The 23952-nt window shown below is 51.0% G+C and carries 19 protein-coding genes; 7 read left to right on the top strand and 12 right to left on the bottom strand.

Features of this window, described 5'->3' with window-relative positions:
* Positions 1-148 precede the first annotated feature (148 nt).
* Together AAC022_RS09850 and AAC022_RS09845 are read left to right on the top strand one after the other, a co-directional pair.
* Positions 149-1090, top strand: coding sequence for a PQQ-binding-like beta-propeller repeat protein (locus tag AAC022_RS09850; RefSeq protein WP_339730512.1), 942 nt, complete (start codon positions 149-151; stop codon positions 1088-1090).
* A complete protein-coding gene (locus AAC022_RS09845) occupies positions 1087-1833 on the top strand; it encodes a redoxin domain-containing protein (RefSeq protein ID WP_339730510.1) in 747 nt (248 codons plus the stop codon). The genes AAC022_RS09850 and AAC022_RS09845 overlap by 4 nt, the downstream gene beginning before the upstream one ends.
* A 28-nt stretch (positions 1834-1861) precedes the next feature.
* Here AAC022_RS09845 and AAC022_RS09840 read toward each other — a convergent pair whose 3' ends face one another.
* The gene (locus AAC022_RS09840) at positions 1862-4882 is read right to left on the bottom strand and encodes a M56 family metallopeptidase (RefSeq protein ID WP_339730508.1); all 3021 of its coding nucleotides are present in this window, start codon (positions 4880-4882) and stop codon (positions 1862-1864) included.
* A 17-nt stretch (positions 4883-4899) separates the two neighbouring features.
* Positions 4900-5292 (bottom strand): BlaI/MecI/CopY family transcriptional regulator, encoded by a 393-nt coding sequence (locus AAC022_RS09835; RefSeq protein WP_339730506.1) that lies wholly within the window; start codon positions 5290-5292, stop codon positions 4900-4902.
* Positions 5293-5702: 410 nt separating this feature from the next.
* Between AAC022_RS09835 and AAC022_RS09830 the strand changes: the two genes are divergently transcribed.
* Positions 5703-6086: a BlaI/MecI/CopY family transcriptional regulator gene (locus tag AAC022_RS09830; protein ID WP_339730503.1), complete on the top strand. Its 384-nt coding sequence runs from the start codon at positions 5703-5705 to the stop codon at positions 6084-6086.
* A gap of 5 nt (positions 6087-6091) precedes the next feature.
* Positions 6092-8767, top strand: a complete 2676-nt coding sequence (locus AAC022_RS09825; protein ID WP_339730501.1) for a M56 family metallopeptidase — start codon at positions 6092-6094, stop codon at positions 8765-8767.
* A 143-nt stretch (positions 8768-8910) separates the two neighbouring features.
* On the opposite strand, the gene AAC022_RS09820 is transcribed toward AAC022_RS09825, so the two are convergent.
* From AAC022_RS09820 to AAC022_RS09805, 4 genes are read right to left on the bottom strand one after another with little or no spacing between them, the layout of a single operon-like run.
* The gene (locus tag AAC022_RS09820) at positions 8911-10122 is read right to left on the bottom strand and encodes a DUF1501 domain-containing protein (protein WP_339730499.1); all 1212 of its coding nucleotides are present in this window, start codon (positions 10120-10122) and stop codon (positions 8911-8913) included.
* Between the two features lie 11 nt (positions 10123-10133).
* Positions 10134-11534 carry a DUF1800 domain-containing protein gene (locus AAC022_RS09815; RefSeq protein WP_339730497.1) on the bottom strand — a complete coding sequence of 467 codons (1401 nt, stop codon included), beginning with the start codon at positions 11532-11534 and terminating at the stop codon, positions 10134-10136.
* Positions 11534-14944: a M56 family metallopeptidase gene (locus AAC022_RS09810; protein WP_339730495.1), complete on the bottom strand. Its 3411-nt coding sequence runs from the start codon at positions 14942-14944 to the stop codon at positions 11534-11536. Before AAC022_RS09810 ends, AAC022_RS09815 begins: the two co-directional genes overlap by 1 nt.
* 32 nt (positions 14945-14976) lie before the next feature.
* A complete protein-coding gene (locus tag AAC022_RS09805) occupies positions 14977-15345 on the bottom strand; it encodes a BlaI/MecI/CopY family transcriptional regulator (RefSeq protein ID WP_339730492.1) in 369 nt (122 codons plus the stop codon).
* A gap of 304 nt (positions 15346-15649) precedes the next feature.
* Here AAC022_RS09805 and AAC022_RS09800 point away from each other — a divergent pair, with 304 nt between their 5' ends.
* Both AAC022_RS09800 and AAC022_RS09795 read left to right on the top strand, forming a co-directional pair.
* Positions 15650-17215: a sulfatase gene (locus AAC022_RS09800; RefSeq protein ID WP_339730489.1), complete on the top strand. Its 1566-nt coding sequence runs from the start codon at positions 15650-15652 to the stop codon at positions 17213-17215.
* 120 nt (positions 17216-17335) lie between these two features.
* A complete protein-coding gene (locus tag AAC022_RS09795) occupies positions 17336-17614 on the top strand; it encodes a hypothetical protein (protein WP_339730486.1) in 279 nt (92 codons plus the stop codon).
* An 82-nt stretch (positions 17615-17696) separates the two neighbouring features.
* Here the strand turns inward: AAC022_RS09795 and AAC022_RS09790 are convergent, their stop codons facing one another.
* From AAC022_RS09790 to AAC022_RS09765, 6 genes are all read right to left on the bottom strand, one after another.
* Positions 17697-17819: an SDR family oxidoreductase gene (locus AAC022_RS09790; RefSeq protein WP_339730484.1), complete on the bottom strand. Its 123-nt coding sequence runs from the start codon at positions 17817-17819 to the stop codon at positions 17697-17699.
* Positions 17820-18155: 336 nt separating this feature from the next.
* On the bottom strand, positions 18156-20156 hold the full coding sequence (locus AAC022_RS09785) for a hypothetical protein (protein ID WP_339730483.1): 2001 nt from the start codon (positions 20154-20156) through the stop codon (positions 18156-18158).
* The gene (locus AAC022_RS09780) at positions 20147-20683 is read right to left on the bottom strand and encodes an RNA polymerase sigma factor (RefSeq protein WP_339730481.1); all 537 of its coding nucleotides are present in this window, start codon (positions 20681-20683) and stop codon (positions 20147-20149) included. Before AAC022_RS09780 ends, AAC022_RS09785 begins: the two co-directional genes overlap by 10 nt.
* A 197-nt stretch (positions 20684-20880) precedes the next feature.
* Positions 20881-21210: a hypothetical protein gene (locus tag AAC022_RS09775; protein ID WP_339730479.1), complete on the bottom strand. Its 330-nt coding sequence runs from the start codon at positions 21208-21210 to the stop codon at positions 20881-20883.
* Positions 21211-21291: 81 nt separating this feature from the next.
* Entirely contained in the window at positions 21292-21720 is a 429-nt protein-coding gene (locus AAC022_RS09770) for a hypothetical protein (RefSeq protein WP_339730477.1), read from the bottom strand.
* Positions 21721-21817: 97 nt separating this feature from the next.
* A complete protein-coding gene (locus AAC022_RS09765) occupies positions 21818-23215 on the bottom strand; it encodes a DUF1501 domain-containing protein (protein ID WP_339730475.1) in 1398 nt (465 codons plus the stop codon).
* A gap of 316 nt (positions 23216-23531) precedes the next feature.
* Here AAC022_RS09765 and AAC022_RS09760 point away from each other — a divergent pair, with 316 nt between their 5' ends.
* On the top strand, positions 23532-23936 hold the full coding sequence (locus AAC022_RS09760; protein WP_339730473.1) for a BlaI/MecI/CopY family transcriptional regulator: 405 nt from the start codon (positions 23532-23534) through the stop codon (positions 23934-23936).
* Positions 23937-23952: the final 16 nt, after the last annotated feature.

Below are 23952 nucleotides of genomic sequence, written 5' to 3'. Positions count from 1 at the left end.
GCACAAAAGTCAATATCATGCTTCTCCTTCCGACCGATTATTGTTAGTTTCAGAGTATGCCGTTCACTGTTATGATGGAAGCACACTGATTTGAAGCTGACTTAAACATAAAATGACTCTCCACTTACCTTAAATGGAATCTCAAACTATGAAACGCGCCTCGCAATTTCTGATTGTTCTTATCTGTCTGTTAATCAACGCCTCTGTTTACGCCGAGCAACTGGTCCTGGTAGGGGCTTCCTATCAGAAAGATATCCTTGCGATCTGTGATGCAGACGGTAAAGTTCTCTGGTCATTTAAAACGGGTGGTCCTGCGAATGGGCATGCCGGCCATCACGATGTGCAACTTCTGCCTAACGGCAATATTCTGTTTCACGACAGTTGGACCGGGCTCAAGGAGATCACCCTGGATAAGAAAGTTGTCTGGACCTATGATTCCGCGACGATGAATGGCAACGCGGGGAAACGAGTTGACGTACATGCTTTCTCTCGGTTGCCTAACGGCAATACGGTGATTGTCGAAAGTGGCGTCGGGCGGATCATTGAAGTCGACCAGCAGGGCAAGCTCGTGCATGAGTTCCCGCTGAAAAAGGGGGGCACGCAATCCACGCGTCTCGTGCGGATCACGCCACAAGGCACCTATCTGGTCTGTTCCGAAAATCCCGGCGTGGTCACCGAATACAATCGTAAAGGCGAAGTCGTCTGGGATTATCTGACCAACACTCGCGTGTATGGCGCCATTCGTCTTAACAACGGTAACACTCTCATCGCTTCGGGCAGCGGCAACAGTGTGCTCGAAGTCACTCCTGATAAAAAAGTTGTCTGGGAAATCAAAGGCAAAGTCCCCGAGACCGATGTCGAACTTAAATGGACCACCTGTCTGCAGCAACTCGCTAACGGCAACCTGGTGATTGGCAACTGCCACGCGGGGCCGAATAATCCACAGATCCTGGAACTCGATGGCGACAAGAAAATCGTCTGGGAATTCGATGAATTCGATCTCGTCGGCAACGGCCTGGCCTGCTGGCAGATTCTCGACGACGCGCAGTCAAAACTGGTGCGGAAAAAACTTGCTTCGGTGAAGCCATGAGTGGAGAGACATACAATCTCATCCTGATGGTAATTATGATCGGGGTGATGATCGCTATCGGCGTGCTTGTGTTCTCGTTCGGCTTTATGATTTTACGCTGGAACACGGCAAAACGCCGGGGGCACGTGATTCGACTCCTGCTCTCAATGGCCGCTGTCCTCTGTTTGCTTGGAACACAACAAGCGGTTCAGTGGTGGATATTTATGCCATCCCTCGCCAAAGAACAAATGAAAGTGATCAATGAGGCACGCGCTGAAGAATTTGCTAAAACATCTGTCGTCCAGGTGGGAGACGCTGCCCCCGATTTTTCTTTGATGCTGACGAATGGCGAAGCGTTCTCATTGTCAGCAGCGCGCGGTGATGTCGTGTTGATCAATTTCTATTCGAACTGGTGTGGCCCCTGTCGATTGGAATTGCCGCATTTCCAGCAGATCTGGGAAGCGCGAAAGAACAACCTTCGTTTCCGCATGCTGGTGATCGGCCGTGAAGAAACCACCGAATCAGTGCAGGAGTTCTGTAAAGAAAACGGATTCACATTCCCCGCCGCCGCCGACCCCGATCGCGGTGTCTATTCACTTTTTGCGAAGGAATCAATCCCGCGTACGCTGGTGATCTCACCAGAGGGAACCATTCTCTTCTATACGGCTGGCTTTTATGAACCGGATCTGAAGCGACTGGAAGTCATGCTTGATCAGCAGCTAGCCAAGCTGCCAGCGGATCAAAACGAGACGGCTGCAGAGTGAATCAAACAGGCTCCGGTTCCTGAAACGTTTATTTCCCGGAACTTTTATTTTCAACCGCCAGCGCTCTGTCGAGTTGTTCGCTGATGATGAATTCCAGAATACGCCTGATTTGGTGCATGGCTTCTTCCATGTCTTCTTCGGGGAGAGTCACTGGAGTTTCTATCGGAATATTCAGTTTAGTGGCAGCGTAATAGCAGTAAGACTCAAAGCCATAATCGACTGCGGAATCGGTACTCATGATGATGCGGCCATCGCGACCGATCAGGAATGCATTCATCTCACCAAGATCGGTATATTTATTAATGGTCGTTCCTGCTTTGGCATTCGTCCCCGCGTCGATGGCCGCTAATGTTTTTGGTTGCCGAAATTTCTGATACGCACGGACCTGATCAGTGGTTGTTCCGACAGGATGAATTTCCAAAAAGGCGACACCTTGCGCGGCATATTTCATCTGGATCTTTTTAAACAGGTCCCTCTTCATCCCCAAATGAAGCTGCATATCGTCCGGGATATCTGAGAAAGCGAAGATGTCCACAAACAACAGTACGACTACTTTTCCCCGAAAGTCGTCCAGACTTCTTGATTTTCCATCCAGCCAGCTAGCCACTTCCAGAGGCGGCGCGATATCGCCGACCTGCAACTTCGGAGTGTATTCTAGCGGAGGTGGAATCGGTTTTGGATCGCCGGCACGGTACCTGCCGCCATCAATCTCATTTTCATAAAGCGTGCCTTTCGGGAATTCCAGTGCCAGCGTAGCCGGATCAATGGCTTTACGCGGCGTGAATTCGGTGGCTTCCCAGATTTTGACGCGCCCCGGTACGAGTGGCAGATCGGGAAGTGGACGATCGCCTAAATTTTCAACGCCGATTTCCTTGATCTGCTTTTCAATCCCAAGGCTGTCAAACGTGTATTCCTGAAATTTGATCCGCACCGGATAATAGCCGTCAGCCACTTTTTTTACTTCCAAAACTTCAGTTTCTTGATGTAAGCCTCTTACGACTTTGTTCGCATCATCAACCAGCGCCCATTCCATACGTAAAGGCAGGTAACCCTGCGCTGGATCAACCCAGGCCCGCATCCGATAACGTAGCTCTGTTGGTTCGCCTCCAGGAGTGAAGAATCCATCCATCAGAATCACCGGCCGCCCCCTAAACTTCGCACGGCCGATCACCTGATAATGGTCAGGAGATTCAGACATGGAATTGTCCAGACCGTAAGAATGAATCTCCTTCCAGGGTAATTCTTTCAGCCCCAGTGGCGCGATCGTTTTGAAAGAATTAATACCACTAAGCTTGTTACCGATTGTAGCGCGTGTGGAACGATTATCAGGACCATTACCATACCAGTGTCGCATTGGCAGCTGTTGATTGTCCGACCAGGAGATCATTTTAATCGCGTGGTAGTGTGTATTCAGATTCTCAGCAGGCCAGACCGGCCCCCGCTTCAAATTTGCCTCAAGGGCTTTCTCATCGGTGGACCAACGCTGGTGAAAAGACTTGCCATCCGTCCAAAGGTAACGGCGTTCAGCCAGACTTTCCTTCAGACGTGATTGAATCGCTTCCGGTGTCAAGTTTCCTTCGAAAAGCAACTTTTTTCGAACAAAATCCATTGTTAACGCGCGAAAATATTCATCTTTTTGACGAGCGTTTACGTCGGTATTCTCGAATACGACCTTGAATGCATTCTCAAGCTCGGCCCGATCCATATTCAGTAACATTTCGAGGCCCTTTAACTGTCTTCGGTCCTCGTTGATACAATTCATGTTCTCTTGTGTCAGGACGCGGTAGGTCATCTCGACTGGCATCAGCTTTTTGAAATTCGCACGATAACCAGCCAGGATCTCTTCAGCCGCAGGCAGGGCCCGTTTGTCCTGGGCGGCAACGGTTTCTGCGGTCGGTTGCCCCAGCATTGGCGCAAACGGTAGCAATACCAACGCAATGACGACAATTGCGATTTTGGTCAGCCGCGAAATGTTTCCACTCAGCGTTTCACACATGATGGATTTTAATCGTTGTTCCAGAATTTGTTGTGAACCCATGCCTGTTGCGGCGGTGATATGTTGCGGCCGTGAAACATAACCAATCGCTTTGACCAAGACTTCGGCATAGGCACGTCGTTGATCCGGGAGTGTCTGCACGACCCAGGCGTCACAACATGCTTCTTCCGTATTACGAATCTCTCGACGTACTAACCACAGCACCGGATTCCACCAGTAAACGCCGGTCGCCAGCAACTCGATCAACCGCACACAGTGATCGCCGCGCCGATAGTGTGCCAGTTCATGCAGTAACAGCGTCTTTATCTCTGCTTCGTTCAACTGTTCCAGCAAGCCGTTCGGTAAAATAATTCGGGCTCGACTGAAACAGGCCCACAAGAGGGGCGAGACGTTTCCAGAAACCATCTGAATTTGAGGAGCCGATTTCAGACCAATCCTCGCTGCCAATTCTGCCGCGATTTGATTCAGCTGTTTGGACGCCGGTAACGCCTGGCGCAGATACTTCTGAAAACGGATAATCCGCCAAAAGGCAAGCAGAAACCAGCCTGTTGTACCTGTGATCCAGGCCAGCATGAATAGCCGGGCAAAGAGTTCCGTTCCTGATTGGGTATCGGAGCTGAGCAAAGACCACCATGTTGTAATAGATGCCGCCTCTTCTGTTTTTGTGTTGGTTATTGACTGCGCTAGAGTCGAACGTTCCTTTTCAGCGGGAACATTCAAACCGGGAAATGTGAGTTCAGATTGTTCTGGAGGCGGACCAGCACTTTGCGGAACCGGTTGGATGGGGTCTGTTGTGGGGTTCGGAGGCGTGACCTCACTCGCAGCGTTCGCAGAAACATCCTCTTCCGGAAATGCAGGCGATACAGACACGGTCGAAAGCAGATCAAACTGTGGCTGCCAGTAAGCGGGCGTGATCAGCTTGACAAGAATCAATAGCAGAAATAGATGCATTACCGCGGGGTTTTTGATCCAACGTCGTAGCAACATCAGTATTGCGAACAGAACTGCGGCCACGAGTGCATTACTGAGCATGAGATTCAGCAAGGGATTCATATCCAACTCCGTTTGGTTTAGTGTTTTTCTTGCTTTGCGAGATCGTTGATCAGATCCATTAAGACTTTCTGCTGTTTTTTGCTCAAATCATGGTGTTGTGCCAGTTGCGTCAGGAGTGGTGTCAGTGAACCTTCACAGAGGGTTTCTGCAACTTCTTGTAGACGGCGGCCTACCAGATCATTTCGTGCCACCATCGCTTCGTATATGAAAGCAATGCCGGCCGCTTCACGTTGCACAAAGCCTTTTGATTCCAGGCGTTCCAGCAGCTTTTTGACGGTCGAGTAATAGGCGTCTACCCGCTTCGGTTCCAGAATTTCTGTAATCCTGCGAATCGTGAGTGGGCCTTCACGCCACAATACCTGCAGCACGTTCAATTCTGCTTCCGTGACATCACGCGAATGTTTAACCATAGCTTCCTTTCGACGGCTCTAGGACAAACTGTCGCAGGTAAGGGTAGGACGAACTGTCCCAGGTGTCAAGATGAGCGAAAAATATTCTCAAGAGCAGTGAATCAGGTGATCTCGTCATCTGTATGAGATCCGTTTCCGTTTCCGTTTCCGTTTCCGTTTCCGTTTCCGTTTCCGTTTCCGTTTGCGTTTCCGTTTGCGTTTCCGTTTGCGTTTGCGTTTGCGTTTGCGTTTGCGTTTCAAGGGGCCCTGATGAATGACAACAGCAAAAGTCAGCAAGCATTAGATTTACCCGCCGAGATTTCACAGTTTGCTTTTAGAATCTAATTAATTAGATTTTATGTTGACACGCTCTGAAGTCTGTGATCTAATCAGTTTGTTAATCGAATGAATTCGATTGTTAGGGAGCAAAAATGGCACGTCAGACAACCCGGTTTCCTACGGAACTGGAACTTGAAATATTAAAACGACTCTGGGAGCAAGGCCCACTCTCAGGGCACGCGATTCGCGATGCGCTCAATCCTGAGCGGGACGTGACGTATCAATCTGTGATGACGATTCTGGGCATCATGGAAGAGAAGGGATACGTCAAACGTCGAAAGGCAGGGGGCAGCTATCTGTATCGTGCCAGCGTGACGGAAAAAGCGACATCCAAGCGTATGATGCGCGATTTGGTAACACGTCTGTTTAACGGGTCGGCTGCAGCGGCAATGCTGAATTTGCTGGAGACATCAGATCTATCTAACGAGGAGCTTTCGCAACTGCGCGAGTTTGTTAACCGCCGTAATCAGGAGTGATCGAAATGCTAGACTGGAATCAGGAATTCTGTGTGAAACTCGTGATGTGTTTCGTGCATTTGTTATGGCAGGGACTTATTATTGGAGCCGTGTTCGCCGGTTTAATGGGGTTGCTTCGAAAACACTCTCCCCAATCGCGACATGCCTGCGGGATGATTTGTCTCTTGATCTTTGGTCTGTGTGTGCCAGTCACTTTTCTGGCAATCAATGACGCAGTCGGACATGATCTGGAAATGATCGTGTCAGCTAATGAGACAGCAACCGCAATGGAGACAGAAGCCCCGGCTACAATGCCGCTGGCAGTGGATTCGCGTCTGGTTTTCAATACGGACGAGACGAAAGCACTGATTTCTCCTGAAAATACAAGTCCCACAGCAGCCGCACGCTCCTGGGATTTGCGTCGCGTTGCACCCGCGTTGATTGCAATCTATTTTGTTGGCGTGCTGTTTTTTGCCTGTCGACTGGCATTCGGCGTGTATATCAGCCGCAGCTATCGGCGTGTTGCTAGCCCGGTGACTCAACCGGAGCTTGTCGCTTCGATTGAAAAGATCACGCGGCAGATAGGACTCGCATTGCAGCCTCCGGTCATGTGGTGTCAGCGAGTAGGAGTTCCATCGGTGGTTGGTATTCTGAGACCAACCGTTTTGCTTCCCATGGCTTGCCTGGCTCAATTGAGTCCAGAGCAAATGGAACAGCTTCTATATCACGAACTAACCCACATCAAACGTTACGATCATCTGTTTAATCTCGCTCAGAATACATTGGAAGCAGTTCTCTTCTTTCACCCGGTTGTCTGGTTTATCTCAAAACGAGTGCGACTGGAACGTGAGTTCTGCTGCGATGCCGTAGTCGTTGCTTCAGGAAGTCGTGCTGACGATTATGCGAATTTGCTAATTGATGTCGCCGAAATTGCCAAAGCGGTGCCGACCAGAGTGAATCCGGTTGCGGTTTCGGCAACAGGACGCGCGTCAATACTGGGTATTCGGATTGAACGGATTCTGGGCCACAATCGCAGGCAGAAAGACCGATTGTTCGAAACGGGCAGTCTGGTTACGACCGCGATGCTGCTGGGGCTGTTCTGTCTGCTGGCGTTTCAGGTTTCTTCTGTTGCCGAACCTCCTGAAGATCGTTCTATCACTCCGCTGGCTGCGCAGGAAAAGAGTGCTGACGCTGAGGAATCGAAGCCAGAAGCGGTAATGAAGCCACTGAAGCCGGCTGCCCCCGAGGAAATTGTGGGCATTGTGATCGACGAGGAGGGAAAGCCGATTGAAGGTGTGCTGGTGGATGCCTGGACGTGGTGGCAAGGGACGGAAACCAAAACCAACCAGCAGGGCGTCTTCAGATTGAATCCAAAAACAGACGGTGGACGCGCGGAAGTTCGCATCAGTAAGCCGGGGTATTCACCGCACTATATCGTACAACAGGCGTGCGGAGAGGACGTCCTGACCGTCACCTTAAACAGGAAAACCTATATCGAAGGTCAACTGCTTGACCCCAGTGGGAAGTCGGTCGCGGATGCCACAATCCAAGGTTTGCAGGGACCGAAACGGGGTGATGGAGTTTTGATCGGCGAGGTGAAGACCGAGACAACGACGGATGCGACCGGCCACTATCGCATGTATGTCTTTCCTGATACTTACGAGATGCGTGTTTCTGTGCCCGGAGTCGGCGTGGCTCGTGTACCGAATATTGTTGTCGCCAAGAATCAGGCTAAGTCGCTGGATCTTCAGTTGAAACAGGGAGTTCGTTTTGAAGCCCGCGTGATCGACGCGGATACAGGCAGGCCTGTGGATCAGGTTGTGCTCTGGTCATGGCGTGATCGCTCTGTTTTTGGCAAGTCCGATACCGATGGTAGAATTGTGATCGACGGAATGTTGCCCGGCGAATTTGTTTTTCAGGTCGGTTATGGAAAGTCTCAGAAAATAAACGGAAATATCGGCTATTTTAACGGGATTCTAGGACGCTGGTGGTCTCCCGATGCTGTGAAAGAATGGCAACACAAGACGATTCAGCAAGACGGCTGGCAGCGAAACTTTGATAGATTGACGTTTAACCTTTCGACCGGAATGGCCCCCGTTACGATTGTAGTTGAACGCGGTGTGGAGTTTTCAGGGAAAGTTCTAGATCCCGATGGGAATCCCGTTGCCGGTGCGACAGTCGCCCCAGCAAAAAGTGGCAGTGGGAACTCCTTGACCGGTGATACGCGTTACAGTGTCACAACAAAAGAGGATGGTAGTTATCGCGTCGTCATGCCAGCTGGCAATACCTTCGAATACAATCTGATGGTGCATGATGGCAAGTATCAGCAATGGCGCAACTGGGCGAATGGAGTGCGCCAACCCGTCCATTCCAGTCCCAACCAGAAATTCGATGACTTCAACCTGACATTAACCCGCCCGTGTACTGTAAAAGGACGCGTTGTGTCAGCCAGTGGCCGAAGTGTGAAAGGGCTTCGTATCGGTTCGCAGGCAACGGACTTACTGGTAAATCGATATTATGATCCCAAAACGAAGACGAACGCAGATGGGACCTTCGAATTAAAATTCATTCGACCGGGAGAGAATTATATCCGGGTGGAACCATTCCACTTTATCGCGACTTCCGGTCTACCAGGAACGTGGGAGAAGGTCGAATTGAAAGCGGGCGAAGTACATGAAGACATTGAATTGGTGATCGAGTAAAGGCGTTTGTCTCTGTTAATAATACTTTGCTGGTAAGAATACATTGCAGGAGTAACGCACTGTCCACAACCACCAAGTGCCTCCGCCGTTCGTCACGCAGGCACAGAAAAAGAATGGCATTTCGATGCCAGCTCACGCAGTGATTACGATTGCAATAAATCCATGGCTGCAAAGTTTCCCTGCAGACATGATTGCGGATTGATGTCGAGCCATTTTGAGAGGATCGTGGCGTAAACACTACGGAAATCGGTGGTCATTTTGAGATCACCATCTTGCAGATCGGCCAGGTCGGGAGGAGTGCCGTGCAGTCCTGCTTTGACCGCCGGGCCTGCCAGAAACACCGGGCCGGCGGTGCCGTGATCGGTTCCCTGGGAATCATTTTCTGCCACTCGCCGTCCGAATTCACTAAAAACCAGCACCAACACGCGCTCGTCCAGTTGGGAGTCACGCAGATCGTTGAGGAACGCATTCAGTGCGCCGCTGAATTCTGAAAGGCGTCGATAATGATTGAGTTTCTGATTGATATGTGTGTCGTAACCCGATTGAACCGTGTAGTACACGCGCGGTTCCAGTTCGGCTCGGATCAGCCGGGCGATATCTTTCAGTCGGTTTGCCAGACCACTTTGGGGATAACGTGTTTTCGTCTGGCTGGCGTTATTCAGTTTTGCAATGCGTTCGACTGTGGCGCGTGCGTCGACTGTCCGTCGGCGAACAAACTGCCGCAGATCGTCTGTTGTGTTTTTGTCAGAACCAACATCGGCGTTGACGGACTGCGAATCGAGTTGCAGTTCTGCGAGGTTTCGAATCGTCGATTGTGTGGATTGACGTCCTCGGAGCGCCTGAGGCGGATCAATGTCACCCAGACAGATGGCGTCGGCGAACGTTTGAGCCCGATTTGATTTCTGATCGAGGGCACGTCCGAGCCAGCCGTAACCGCCGTGCGCCTTGGGGTTGGGTTGTGCTGACTGCCAGATGCCCCTGCTTTCAAAGTGAGAGCGATTCGGGTTTGGATAGCCGACGCCTTGAATGACCGCCAGTCGTCCGTCTTCCACCAGCTTGGCAGCATCTTTCAGGGCCGGATGTAAGCCGATTTCCGGATTCAGTTTCAGAACCTTTGATTCTGAGATGCGTAATGCTTTTCGATACTTCCGATAGTTCTCATCAGTAAAGGGGACGACCGTATTCAGGCCGTCGTTGCCTCCGTTAAGTTCGATCACGACCAGGATACGCCCGTTGTTCTTTTTATTCTCGGCGGCTTGCAGCGAACGTGTGAGAAAGCAGGGGACCGAGGAAGCAAGCGAGAGGATCGACGTTGACTGGAACGAAGTGTCTAAAAACTGGCGACGTGTCAACATAGAGGACTCCTTCAGTTGAGTTGTGCCTCAGGCGATGCGAGAACGGTGGCGACTGCCTGTTTCAGCACGGCCTCGCGGGAATGGGAATCTGACGAAACGGTTTTGACGATACCTTCGATCCAGCCGGGATTGGGTTCACCACCAAACAGCAGGTCGGCCAGGAACGCCACAAAATCTTCGGGAATACTGGAACGTCCGTGTTTCGCGGCGAAGCTGGACCAGTCCAGATGTGTATGATTTGCGTTAAATTGACCGCGTGAAAGCCCCGCAGCAAAGTTGGCCCGGCTGATGATCGCACTGGTTCTCAACCAGTCCCTGCCGCCGTTCCAGCCTCCGACATTGGGGGGATAAAATAGATCCTGGCCCAGTTTGCGCATCCAGTCTGCCAGAATCATGGTTTGCGGCGGCGGATCAACCAGTTCTAAAGCACGCGTCGCGCCGATGATAAACTCGGTTGGACTTGTGACACGCTGGCGAATATTCTGATCCGAAAAGAAGAGTTCACTCTGGAGAATGGTTTCCGTTCCCCAGTCGATATCCAGATTGTGTGTTTGCAGTCCATCGGCCAGAGTGTCGATGTCTTCCGGCTGAGCGATTTCTTCTCCGAGAAACAGTTGACATAACCGTTCTGCCAGATGCTGCGCTGTGCCGCGTTGATTTAACAAGAGTTCAACGAGTTCGTCACCTTTCCAGGCACGGCGTTGGTTGAGAATCGTCTTTTGACCGGCATCGTGTTGGGAAGCACGAAATGAGAATTGGTCATCGATCACCGTCCAGCCGGTCAGTGTTCGAGCCGCTTCTTTGACATCGGTTTCGGTGTAGTTGCCGAAGCCCAGCGTAAACAGTTCCAATAATTCACGTGCCAGGTTTTCGTTGGGGTGCCCTTTGTGATTGGAAGGCGCATCCAGCCAGAGCAACAACGCCGGATCGTGCAGGGCGGCGGTGAGCAGTGTTCCAAACGGCGCCCGTGCCAGACTGCGGAACAGATCGTTTTGCTGTCTCATCAGCGACAGGTCTTCCAGTTTGTGATTACTGGTGGCGAAGTGATTGTGCCAGAGCAGCGTTAGCTTTTCCGTCAACGGATCAGTCGTGAAGAGCATTTGAAACAACCACCACGCTTTCAGACGATCAGGTTGATTTGAGCGAACTGCCTCCTCAGCAATGCTGGCAGACATACGTTCGAAGTCCTCAGGATAGGTTTTTTCGCACGTGGTCCCATTCATCACGCGGTTAATGCTCGCCTGGGGTCCATCCTGCAGATCGCGCTGGAGTTCATTCCACGTTGCCGCAAACCCGGATCGACGATGCAGGTGAACCACACGCCGCAGATTCCAGGGCGTTTTTTTAGTCGGTCGATATTCACGCCAGCGGATTGAACTAGCAGGCTTCTCTGCCTGAAGTGTACTTTCCATTATTCGGCTCCTTCAGATTTGAACTGGATGTCTCCCAGATCACGAACTTCGCCTGGCTTGAGTGGGGGATCAATCGCAAAATCGCCCAGATAGTAGCCGTTGCCATTCTTGCGGGTTTCCGAGGCACTGATACGGTGTATTTTTCCAGGCACCAGACCGGTGATCGTAAACCGACCGTTTTCATCCGTGTCAAAGCCCATCATATTCCCAGTTTGTTTTTTAATATTGGGAGGCAGCGACACAATTTCTGGATTGTCTAACATTGATTCGTAGACGTTCCCGATTTGGGCTCTGGCTTGGGGCACGCCAGATGCGTCTACGAAGCGGCCGGTGATTTCAGCCCAGGGTTCCAGTCTGATTATCAAGTTGGTCGGATTATTCCCTTGAATAAAGAGATAGCCGACCTGCTTTAGTCCTTCGTGAAATACCTGCACCCGGCGTGGCTTCTCGTCACGATACCCTCTGATTTCCAGCTCGTCTCCATTGAATGATTGCCAGGAGTGGAATGCGTCCATCAATCCCACATATTGTCCCCCCTGAACCGGTTTGCCGTTCTGATCAACAACCTTCACTTTTAGAGAACGTCCGACCTCAAAGGGGAAGTCGAGCTGAATGGATTTCGCATCTTCCGTGGGATTTACTTCTGCTAAGATGTGGAAGTTCATTGCCGCTAACATGTAAGGCACTGTAGGAAATGCATACGTATGGTTGTATCTGCCTTTAATGTTCTCTGCTCCGCTGCCTCGCTGGTACTTCATGTGATCATCGGCCATCATCGTGACGATACCTCGACCGGGAAGAACCGGGATGCGGTAGGTTCCGTCAGGTTGAAGTAGATAACGTCTTGAGTGGTGGCCTAAGGGGGTTTTGATCGATTTTCTGAAGGGGTTATCACTGAATACGAAGTATTCAACGCGCCCACCTTCAATCGGTTCGTCAGTATCTTTGTCGTACGCGCGGCCTTCCACCCAGATTCCCCGTGTGAGTTCAATATTCTTCTGCAGTGGGGTGCCACCTGCCTCGGTCTCCGCGACAAACTTGGAAATGAGATAGGGCTGATCGAGCGGGGAGAGGCAGAGAACTTCATTTTTCCCAATGGGCAAACCTTCCAGTCGATACCGTCCTTTTTTGTCGGAAACCGTATGCACAATGCCCTCGGTCCAGCCGGACATGCGATGGCCGGCCAGATGATAACTTTGCAGAGTGATACCAGGCAGCGGTTTTTGGGTCTTGGAATCTCTGACCACTCCCTCCACAGGCAGTGATGGTCCGGCGACATGCGTGAATGAATTCGGGTGATAGGTGATTTTTCTCAGCGAGGGCTTGCGTGATTCCATGGGGATTTCTATCGCCTTTCCCTTTCGGGTCCGGGCGTAAACGATACTGGTGGCGATACCGGAGCCGGAAACCAGAAGCTTAACGATCCGGTCACGGCCGAGCCCTTTGAGAGTGAATTGTCCGTTTTGATCGGTGGTCGTCGTGGGAAGGTAGTTCAGTGTCTGACCACCAACTTCGCTTCCAAGACGACTCAGAATAAGAGGCTGTAACTGATAATAGTCGGTCCCTGCTGTTTGAGCTGCTTTTTCCCAGGCATCGAGCCCCGCATCGCCTCCATCCATCAGAGTGGCAACTTTCAGCTTCGCGCCCGCAACCGGTTGTCCTTCAATATTGACGATCCGACCTGTTAAGGGAATTTCGTCTGCCACAAGTTGAAATGTGGATGTACCATTGAGAATCCGTTTTCGAGCCTGTTTAAGCATCGCAGCGGGGGCGTGGGATTTGGAATTCTGCTCCAGCACGGCTTCGCGCAATTCTCCTGTTATTTCACAATAATAAGCGCCTTTCGAAGCGGGACCATAACCGTCCGCCAGTGCCACAAACGTGCCTCCTTTCTGGAGCACTTTATAAAGCTGATCTGAAGCGGGAATGGTAAATTTAAACTGCCCCTGGTCATTCGTGGTCGCGAGAATTCGTTTATCGGGATTGTCCCAGCGAATGTAGTTGATGGTTGCCTGCTTAACCGGATGACCGTTCGGATCAACGACGCGTCCTTGATACCGGTGTTCCGATTTTGTGATCGCATCGGTTTTCTTCTTATTGTCAGCATTGGAAGATGTCTTTTTAGCAGTCTTCTCAGAGCTGGTTTGCGGAACCGCTTCTGCTGCAACGACAACGGTGTGGCCTTGATTAGATTGTGTCACTGCATGGCTGGTTTCGTTTTCAAAGACTGACTCAGTCCGGGCATTCACAATCAGAGCTGCACTGGCTGTGGCGGTGATTCCCAGTACTACGATCAAGGCAACCCACTTTGCAGGTAAACGGAGCGTCAATGATCGCGAAGAATCCATAATCCGCAGAATCCGGCGGCTCAACGAAGAACGCAGCGAGACCATGGCTAGCCCCGCTTCCATAGCAAGCGGGGGGGATGGGAGTTGTTCTGCAAAATCGACGAGCGTGTTCGCATAGCTCTTGCGCCCGGACCCATAATGGATGACGTAATCGTCGCATAGATCATCGGCGATGAGTTCCAGACGACGTGACAGTCGCCAGATCAGCGGTTGAAAGAACAGAATTGAAATTGCGATGCGGGCCAGCAGATGGAACAGACAATCGCGGCGGGCCAGATGTGCCAGCTCGTGCAGAAAAATATCGCGTAAGACAGGCTCTGTTAATGTTTTCTGTTCGGGTAGCAGAATCACCGGCTTCCAGATACCAATTAGACAGGGGGAATGGGCAGATGGCGATGTTTTGACGTCCGGTGGGAGTAAACCCAGCGTTTTTGATGTCTCCCGACAAAGATTCTGTACGTCCGCGTCCGCTGTCTGACTGTGGCGACACAGTCGTGCGATCTGGAGATTGGCACGAATCAGTCTGAATAGCAGAAAAACAATTCCCGTGCCCCAGATCAATGAGACGATCCAGCCCACGAATGGTATTGCACGTTTTGCAGTAACGGGATTGGAAAGTGACTCCTCTACAGGAACGGTTTGGGTAGTGAGGTCGGTCTCTGTATCCCTGGCGAGGGGGATACTCGTCGAGTCAAGGTCTGTTTTAGGGAGTCGATTCATATCAGGCATCCCGTTGGTATCATGGATCCGACTTACAGACATTTCGTTTGCAACAGGCGGCAGTGAATTTGCAGCTTGGGGAATCGTTGTACTATCTGATTGAGCGAGCTGTTGCGTTTCCCAGGCAGGGAGTAACGCATAACCGGTGACGCCGATATTGCTCAATGTCAGAGAGGCGAGCGGGCAGAACAGGACGGCGATCAGCGTGACCCGCAGGATGACCGATTGGACGGCTGGTTTATGTCGTCCATAGAGACGTACAGCGAGCAGGCCGATTGTAATCAGGACTGTAGATTGAAGCAGAACATGAACAGCAAAATCGGCGATTTTTGCATCAAACATGAGTTGTTCTCCCGCTGGTGTTGAGTGCCTCGTTACGGCTCGTCGTTGATCAGTTTGCGAAGCCGCTGTAATTCCGACTTGGGAATTTTCTCATTTTCGATCAGGTAGGCGACCAGACCGGCTGCGGAGCCGTCGAAGATCTTATTGATCAGATCGCGCGTGGCCTGCCGCGTGACTTTGTTTTCTTTGATCAGAGGATAAAACACAAACGTGCGTTCCTCGACTTCGTGTGCGACCGCTTGCTTGGCTTCGAGTTGTCGCAACAGTGTCTGGACGGTGCTATGTGCGATTTCATTGCTTTTGTTGAGCGCATCGGTGATCTCGCGCGCATTAGCGCGGCCCCGATCCCAGAGTACCTGCATGATCTGCAGTTGCACGCGCCCCAGTTGTTTGGAATTCATCCGTGTCTCCTTGTAGTGCCTGTCGTTTACTAGTGTCAATTTACTCAAGTAAAACTAGTTTGTCAAATGGAAAATATGATTTTATAAAATTCGTCGTGGGACTGATTCCTGACGTCGTTCCGCTAATTGCGTTAAAGGGAAACAGCGACTTGACTTTGATCAACGTCTTTAAGGAAGGGAGATCTTTTACGACTGCATTAGACATGAGCGGGTTCGGCTTGTTATATTCAATTGAGATCAAACCGGCTTCGGTTTGAATCCTGTTTTAACAAAGCGATCTCGGTTAAAGGAAGTGCATCACATTATGAGTTCCCATTTCTCACGCGTTTTTCAACGGGTTGCTGTTTTCTGTCTGATTCCGTTTCTGTTGGCTGTGTCAGTGCAGGCTGCGAATTTTCAAAACGAAACGCAGTCGCATCCGAATATCGTGGTCTTCCTGGTGGATGATATGGGGGTGATGGATACTTCGGTTCCCTTTTTGACCGACGCAGCAGGAAAACCGAAACGCTACCCGCTCAATGATTATTATATTACCCCCAGTATGGAACGGCTGGCCAAGCAGGGGATTCGTTTCAATCAATTTTATGCGATGAGTGTCTGTTCGCCGACACGCATTTCAATTATGACCGGCCAGAATGCGGCTCGACACCGTGCGACGAACTGGATCAACCCTGCCAAAAACAACGCAGGACCACAGGGGCCACCCGACTGGAATTGGGAAGGTTTGAAGAAAGACGATGTCACATTATCGCGTCTGCTGCAAAAAGCAGGCTATCGCACGATTCATGTCGGGAAAGGGCATTTCGGTGCAGATGGGTTTCCGGGAGCGGAGCCGCTCAATCTGGGGTTTGATGTCAACATCGCCGGTGCTTCATTCGGTGCGCCGGGCAGTTATTATGGAGAGAAGAAATTTGGTCACGGCACGCGACGTGCTCACCACGCGGTCCCGCATTTGGAAAAATATCATGGCACTGATATCTTTCTGACGGAAGCGCTCACGATCGAAGCCAATGCGGCACTCGCTGGTGCTGTTAAAGCGGACAAACCGTTTTATCTTTACATGTCACAATACGCGGTGCACGCCCCCTTTGATTCCGATCCCCGTTTCGCCGCACATTATAAGGATTCGGGAAAGTCGAAAAAGGCACAGGCCTTCGCGACGTTGATTGAAGGCATGGATAAATCGCTGGGCGACATCATGAATCAGCTTGATGCGCTTGGCGTCGCTGAAAATACGCTGATCTTCTTCCTGGGAGATAACGGCTCGGATGCACCGCTGGGACATCAACACGAGGTCGCTTGTGCCGCGCCGCTCCGTGGAAAGAAAGGGGCCCACTACGAAGGAGGCATGCGGGTGCCGTTCATCGCCGCCTGGGCCAAACCGAATCCCAATAATCGGTTTCAGAAACAGCTGCCGATACCGGCTGGTGTGATTCAGCCGCAAGTCGCTGCCGTTCAGGATCTGTTTCCCACGATTCTCGATATTACCGAGGTGAAAATACCAAAGAAGCATATAGTGGATGGAAAATTCCTCAACAAACTCCTGCTCGGCAAACCAGATAAATCGCGGCAGGAAGAGTTCCTGATGCACTATCCCCATTCGCCGCACCGTAGTAGTTACTTTACCACATATCGCATGGGTGACTGGAAAGTCATCTACCACTACGTCCCTTCCGAGGAATCTGAAGGCTCACACTATCAGCTCTATAATCTTGCTAAAGATCCCTTTGAGCAGAACAATCTGGCGAAATCGGAACCGAAGAAGCTTAAACGATTGATGAGGGCCTTGATCGCCAGTATGGAAGAACATGCAGCTCTCTATCCTGTAGAAAAAGGTAGCAGCAATCCGTTGAAGCCGCAAATGCCTTGATTTTCTTCAGAAAAAATGATCCTGCTAGATCCTGTATGCGTTCACAGTGAATGGAAGGCAGATTCAGAGTATTGATACGATGAATTTGGTGTGAGAAACCTAATCTTTGGAGGAGAAGTTATGAAACAGCAAATCGTTCGCATTTCCATTCTTCAATCAAGCAAAATTATGACTGCGATTTATGTCCTGTTTGGGTTCATCTACACACTCATCGGAATCCCACTGATTCTGTTTGGGGAGGGGCCAATGAAAATCGTAGGGATTTTCTATCTGTTTGGTCCCGTATTCATGGGCCTTTTCGGATTTCTGTTTTTTGCCTTCTTCGCCTGGATTTATAACGTACTGGCAAGCGTGCTCGGTGGCTTCGAATACGAAGTCAAAACGATAGAAGCAGTGTGATCTTGCGTCTCTGCAATCATTCTGATGATTCAGACGCTGCCAGGGTGATACGCTAAAGTTGAATCAGGAAAAATGAATTAAGTCAGACCGATCGTGTAATTCCTCCGTCAACACGAATGTTTTGACCGGTACTGTATTGGGCGCCGTCGGAAAGCAGAAATGCGATGGTTTCTGAGAATTCGTCTGTCGTCCCGTAGCGGCCCATGGAGATGCGGCTGAGGAACGCTTTCTTAAGCCAAAAGGGTCACTTGATTCGCCACCCTGTTTTGTTTCAGTGGACACAGACTCGCGAGAAATCTGTTCTGCATTCAATGTGGCCAGCAGAGGGGCTGCAACCAAGACGACGAGGATGACGAGTGTTTTTCGTTGTTTGAATCGGGGTGTGAAAGACATGTGACTGCTCCTGATGAGATGAGAGTACATTTTGCAGGCCGACTACGGTTGAATCAGTCCTGCAATACGTGAACTGGTCAGTCAGCCGTCACAAAAAACTATGATCTGATTATAGTTTCAATATCCCGGCTTGCTACTAAAATCTGCTTCAATCTGTTTCAGGAACATCCAACGTCTTTGTCTCAATCGGCGGCAACGGTGAAGAGAGCGTGGCATAAACACACAGCACGACCAGTAACATCGCTGCGAGCAGGCTGCGTTCGTAGTACAGCCATTCGAATAAAGTCGGTTGAGCCACGCCGGGCAAATTATTCAGCCGATCGAGTGTGACGGCGGCGATCCATTTATCGCTGGTAGGTCGAAAATACAACGGGCGCAGATACGATCGGACCCAGTTCAAATCGAGATTCTCGGGAACTCCATAGATTTGCATCAATTCGACCGCATCTGAGGTTGCCAGCATTGATGCTGACACGCCTTGATGCTTTTCGAAGCCACCGGCGATCTGGTAATAGTGCGTCTGCGTGCTGTGAAACTCAAGCAGCCATCCATGGACCTGCTCGCGGTATCGGTCGCGGTTGATGGGGCGATCGATCACCTCCAGTAACTGTGTTACCAGGAGGGCGGTCTCCAGCATGTCGGACGTTTTGATGGCAGGATTTTCGAGAGTGACGAGTAATCTCTGTTCCAGAAAGTCCCGATCTTCAGATGAGAGTTGATCGCTTTCAGCCAGGGCATAGAAGACCCAGGCGTACTGATTCAGACTGGTAATACGCCGTGGTTTCCGAGAGCTGGTTTCGGGCAGCAGCGATTGCCATTTTTGTTCAATATCGGGAAGTGTTTTTATTTGATCGGGGCGCACGAGCCCTACCCGGAAGGCACTGCCCAGAGTAAAGGTTAACAGATCTTGATCGGTGGCGATTTCGTTATCCAACACCTTACGGGCACGGGACAGATCCGGATGGAGCCCTTGTTCGATCGTCCAGCGCGCCGGGATCTCCCAGTGACGAAAAGTAATCGAGGGGTAAGGCCCTTGCTCGAATGCTTCCACGTAGTGCAGAATTCGTGTTGGTGTCGCAGGCCACCAGATCGTATTTGAGAGCCAAAGCAGAAACGGAAGAGTGATGCAGACATAGAGGACTCCCGGTATCCATTCAGCACGTGCCACGTGTTGCGCAACAGGTGCTTTTCTGAAACGACCAACAATCGCCCAAATCACAGCAGAAACTTGAACGGCGATCATGATCGCAAAAAACCACCAGCCGTATCCGCCGAAAAACGTGGGCTGGTTATCAACCGGTTTGCGAAATGGGTAAAGAACAATCAGGAAGAGGACATTAGGGATAAGGAACGAACAGAGTATAACGAGCCAATGGGGAGCTTTTTGTTTCGACTCGAATGCCGCTCTCCCTCCCAGGCGTGCCATGCTGGTGATCACAATCGGCAGCAGGATCAACGTGCCTAAAAGAAGTACTGCGGTGATCAGTTTTTGATCAACGAAATGAATCCCGCTTAGGGCTCCGTAAGTATTCTGCATTGTCATACTGAGCAGAAGTAAGCCTGACAGACAGGACTGTGCGATCAGCAGTCGATTACCGATCCCGTATCGGGCAAAGCTGGAAAGGAAATACAGCAGTAAGCCGAAGGAAGCCAGTAGTAGCAGGAAGAGCAGCCACGTCGCTCCGATCATCGGCAGGATGAGGACGGCTGCAAATACCGTGAACGCGCCCAACCTGTGGGATCGCCACCATTGCTGAGCGGCTGCCTGCATTTCCTGTGCGTCGTTGATGTCGGATTGATTCTCTTGCTGCACTTTGTGAATTTTACGGGCACTGAAAAAAGTAGCGCCAATTAATAGAAACAAGCTGATCGCGGGTAACGCCGCATAACCCAGCAGCTTTTGCGCCAGCGTCAGAGAAGAGAGCTTGGTCCCTCCACCGACAATCTTGCCTCCCGTGATCAGAGGACAGGGGATGAATGTGGCGGCAATTGTCAGCATTGGATCATCCACGTTCAAAAAGTCGTCCTGGAGTGGTACCACACCAGCTTCCATTCGGACGCGGATACCTGCTTCAAATTCGTTTGCGTCAACTTGATGGGGACGCAGTGCCGCTCTCAAGTCGGATTCGGATACAAGTTCTACAGACATAACAACATCCTTCCAATTTGAGACGAGGAAACTTTTCCATCTAGCATCCGTCGTAAAGTCCGACGCGCCTGATAGAGACGTCCTTCAACGGTCTTATTGCTGATCGCCAGTAAGATCGCGACTTCTTTGATGCTGGTTTCTTCCAGATAATGCATCAATATCACTTGTCGCTGTTTGGTGGGGAGTTGCGTAATCGCGGCTCGTAGTTTCTCTAGATCAGGAGAGGAATCAACATCCGATGGTGCCGCTACTGCTTCCAGAACCGCTGGTTCGACGGATGTGATATGATTTCGCCGTCGTTTACGACTGCGGGCCCAGTTGCGATGCCGATTGCGGGCGACACCACGCAGCCAACCCCCAAAGACTTCAGGCTGTTCCCAGTTTCCGCGGCAGGATTCGCGATTCAGATACGCTTCTGCGAAGCTATCCTGCGCAATTTCCTTCGCATCAACCCAGGGAGCCCCCCAGGAAGCAATCAGGCCCACGAGCGGCCCACGATAGAGTTCAATCAGTTGTGTCAGGTCCATTTTGATCCTTTCGCTACAGAGTAGTGTTCGGACCCGAATGGAATCACACAAAATAAGGGATAAAATGTTCCTTTTTATGAATATCAGCGAAAAACTGCTGTGGATGAATGATTATTTCTAGGTATGTCAATGAGATATTTAAACAGCTGAATTCAAAGTCTTGGTCTCAAAGCTGGGAATCATAATAAGATCCCCAGCTAAATAAGACGAAAGTGCGACAAGCCGAGCAGGATCAGCATAATGATCCCGACGACCCAGATCGGGGCGAACCAGATATGACCGCCAGATTCGGGATTGATGCTGGGATTCTCTGTCTCATCATTGAAGAAGCGCAACGCCACATCAAACAGCATCGCAGAAATGATGGCGACCAACACCGCCAATTCACGGCTGTCACTGAACTTGCTTGCGATTAAAAATCCAGCAAACCCGGCAAAGGCACAGATCAGCGCTTTGGTATTGAAAAACCACATTTGCTTAGAACTTTCTAAAAAGGTCAAGGTAAAAGCGATTGTTGGAAAAGGCATCTATCAAAGTAGAAACGTCGAGGCAGTCTTTTTCCTGTAAATCGTGCCGATGTAATTTGAATAAGAGCGTTACAATCGGGTTTAACACCCTGATCCCGTGGCTTGTAATCGCATGTTCGCTTTTGGGCCAGGTGATTCGTGAATCGCGTCGATAGATGACCGTATCGGGGGGGTGTCATCGTAGATCATTAATTGAATCGTCCAATGACCATAGTCGGCGTTGGTAATCCAGATGTCATGCACGTGCTCTGGAATAGAAATTCCATCCCATGCTAATAGCTGTCCCGGCGGGTCGCACAGGTAGACGCGTTGCTGGTCGATCGAGTTCAGGCAGGCGATAAGGTCCGACCGAAAAACTCCGATATCTGTGTCACCATGTTCTCGGGTTGTCTTTCCGAGGATCCAGTCGATTGACCGTCCGCCACACAGGACCCAGTTAGTGAAACCGCCGAACGTGGATTGAATGTCTGCTACGGGAAGAGATTGCCAACTATTGATCGGAGGATGCATGGCTTCTTACAAGTTAGATCAAAAACGATTCTTGCAACATTATCCCTTCCGGCGTTGTCGAGACGATTGGTTCAACGTCGAAACCACATTTTGCGTATCAGAACAGAGCGGTCAGCGGTTTGGAATCATCGAGCAGGTGGTAGGGACGCTCCAATTTATCGTAGGCCATCAGATCATGGATGCCCATGGCGTTGTAGACGGTGTGCGTGATGTCCGCTGGTGTGACCGGGCTCTTGAGAGGATATTCACCATAGCGGTCGCTGGCACCGAAGGTCTGGCCTCCTTTAATTCCGCCGCCGGCGAGGACGTCGGTCAGGCAGTGCGTCCAGTGATCGCGACCGGCACCGACGGTTCCGCCCGATCGCGGATCACCGATTTTCGGTTTGCGACCCATTTCACTGGTCACCATCACCAGTGTCTCATCCAGCATGCCGCGGGCCGCCAGGTCTTCAATCAGCGCCGAGTAGGCTCGGTCGAATTCCGGTAGCAAATCTTCTTTGAGGCATTGGAAGTTGCTGCCATGTGTGTCCCAGCTTCCCGCACTGCGGCACTTCTTGCCCAGACGATTGAGATCCCCTTTCCAGAAGACCGTGATGAACGGAACGCCGACTTCGGCGAGTCGCCGGGCAGCGAGCAGGCTCATACCGTTGATGGTTTTTCCGTAGCGTTCGATTGTTGCTGGCGACTCTTCGCTCAGATCGAAGGCAGACGTGGACTCTGAAGAAAGCAATAGAGTCAGCGCCCGTTCCTGTTGTTTGTTCATCGTGTCGAAATCGGCAAAGCCATCAAAGTCACGGCGGGCTGTATCCAGTTGCTCCAGTAGCGACCTTCGCTCAGTCAGTCGGGCAGCAGTAACATTCCCTTCCAGAGAGAGTGCCGGCCCGCGTAGTTTGAGTGGCTCTTCCCGCGTTCCTTGAATATACATCGGGTCGTGTTCCACACCGAGCTTCGCCGCAAACTGCCCTGGTCGTGTATAAGGGGCGCGACTGGGCATATGCGGCAGCGTGATCGCGTTGGGCAGATTCGGATGAGCGGGACGACGCGATGCGACCACCGAACCCATGAAAGGCCAGTCATCCGGTTCTGGCGTGCGATTGTTTCCTTTCGTGACGAAGGACTGATCCGGAATATGCCCCGTCAGATTGTGATAATACCCGGCGTGATGGTCATTCGTGTTGACCGTCGCGCCGACCGAATTGACGAGCGCCAGATGATGCGCCTGTTTGGCGAGCATCGGCAAATGTTCGGAGAGTCGGACGCCCGGGGCCGACGTTTCAATCGGCTGAAACGGCCCACGATACTGCGAGGGCGCGTTCGGCTTCAGGTCCCACATGTCGAGATGCGATGCGCCGCCACACAGAAAAAACAGTATGGTCGATTTCGCAGACTTCCGCGCGGGGGGGGCATTGTTCTGGGGAGCCGCTGCAGTTGGTGTTCCAAATCGCATGCCGGCAAAACCAAGCCCCGATGCCACCAGAAATTTCCGCCGTTGCATAACCCGTACTCCCGATGTGAACTAGAGGCCCTGAGCAAGGCCCGCGTGTGTCATCTGCAGCGTAAAGTGAGACGTTTTATGCCTGACCGGATCACTTTTATCATCATTGATTGCATCAGACATATAAACGCATGCTAACATGATATTTCAAGTATGTCCAGCGCGTATTCACATCGTGGCTCATGTTTTACCGTCCTAAGGCTGAGTGCCTCTACTGGGAAGTCAAATTCTATTTTTGTTTAAAAAGGAAACATTTCCTTGACAGTTCGACAATTGTAGTGTAAGGTCGGCATCTGTCGTATTCAGGGAGAGGATTATGGGCAAGAAATCAAAATCGAAGAAACCGTCCACTGCGATGACCGACGTTGAATGGGTCATCATGAACGTTGTCTGGGAGCACGAGCCTTGTGCGGCTGGAACCGTCCAGGAAGCGTTAGCGGAAACGCATGCTTGGGCCTACAGCACAGTCAAGACCACGATGGATCGGATGGTGACAAAGGGGCTGTTGACCAGGAAGTCAATCCGTAACCTGAATCTATTCAGCGCTGCGATCACCCCCGACAATGCAAAACGTGGTGAGTTGAAACGATTACTGAGCCGTGCGTTTGACGGTGCTTTAACCCCCATGCTGCAATTCATTGTCGATGAAGAAGAACTCTCGGCCGAAGAGATTCAACAACTTCGCAAGATGATCAACCGTGCCGATCGGAAGTCTGAGTAAGCAACACATTTTAGTA

It is taken from the genome of uncultured Gimesia sp., assembly GCF_963976445.1.
Lineage (GTDB): Bacteria > Planctomycetota > Planctomycetia > Planctomycetales > Planctomycetaceae > Gimesia.
The sequence above is the reverse complement of the archived record's forward strand: the minus strand, read 5'-3'. Positions and strand labels throughout refer to the sequence as shown.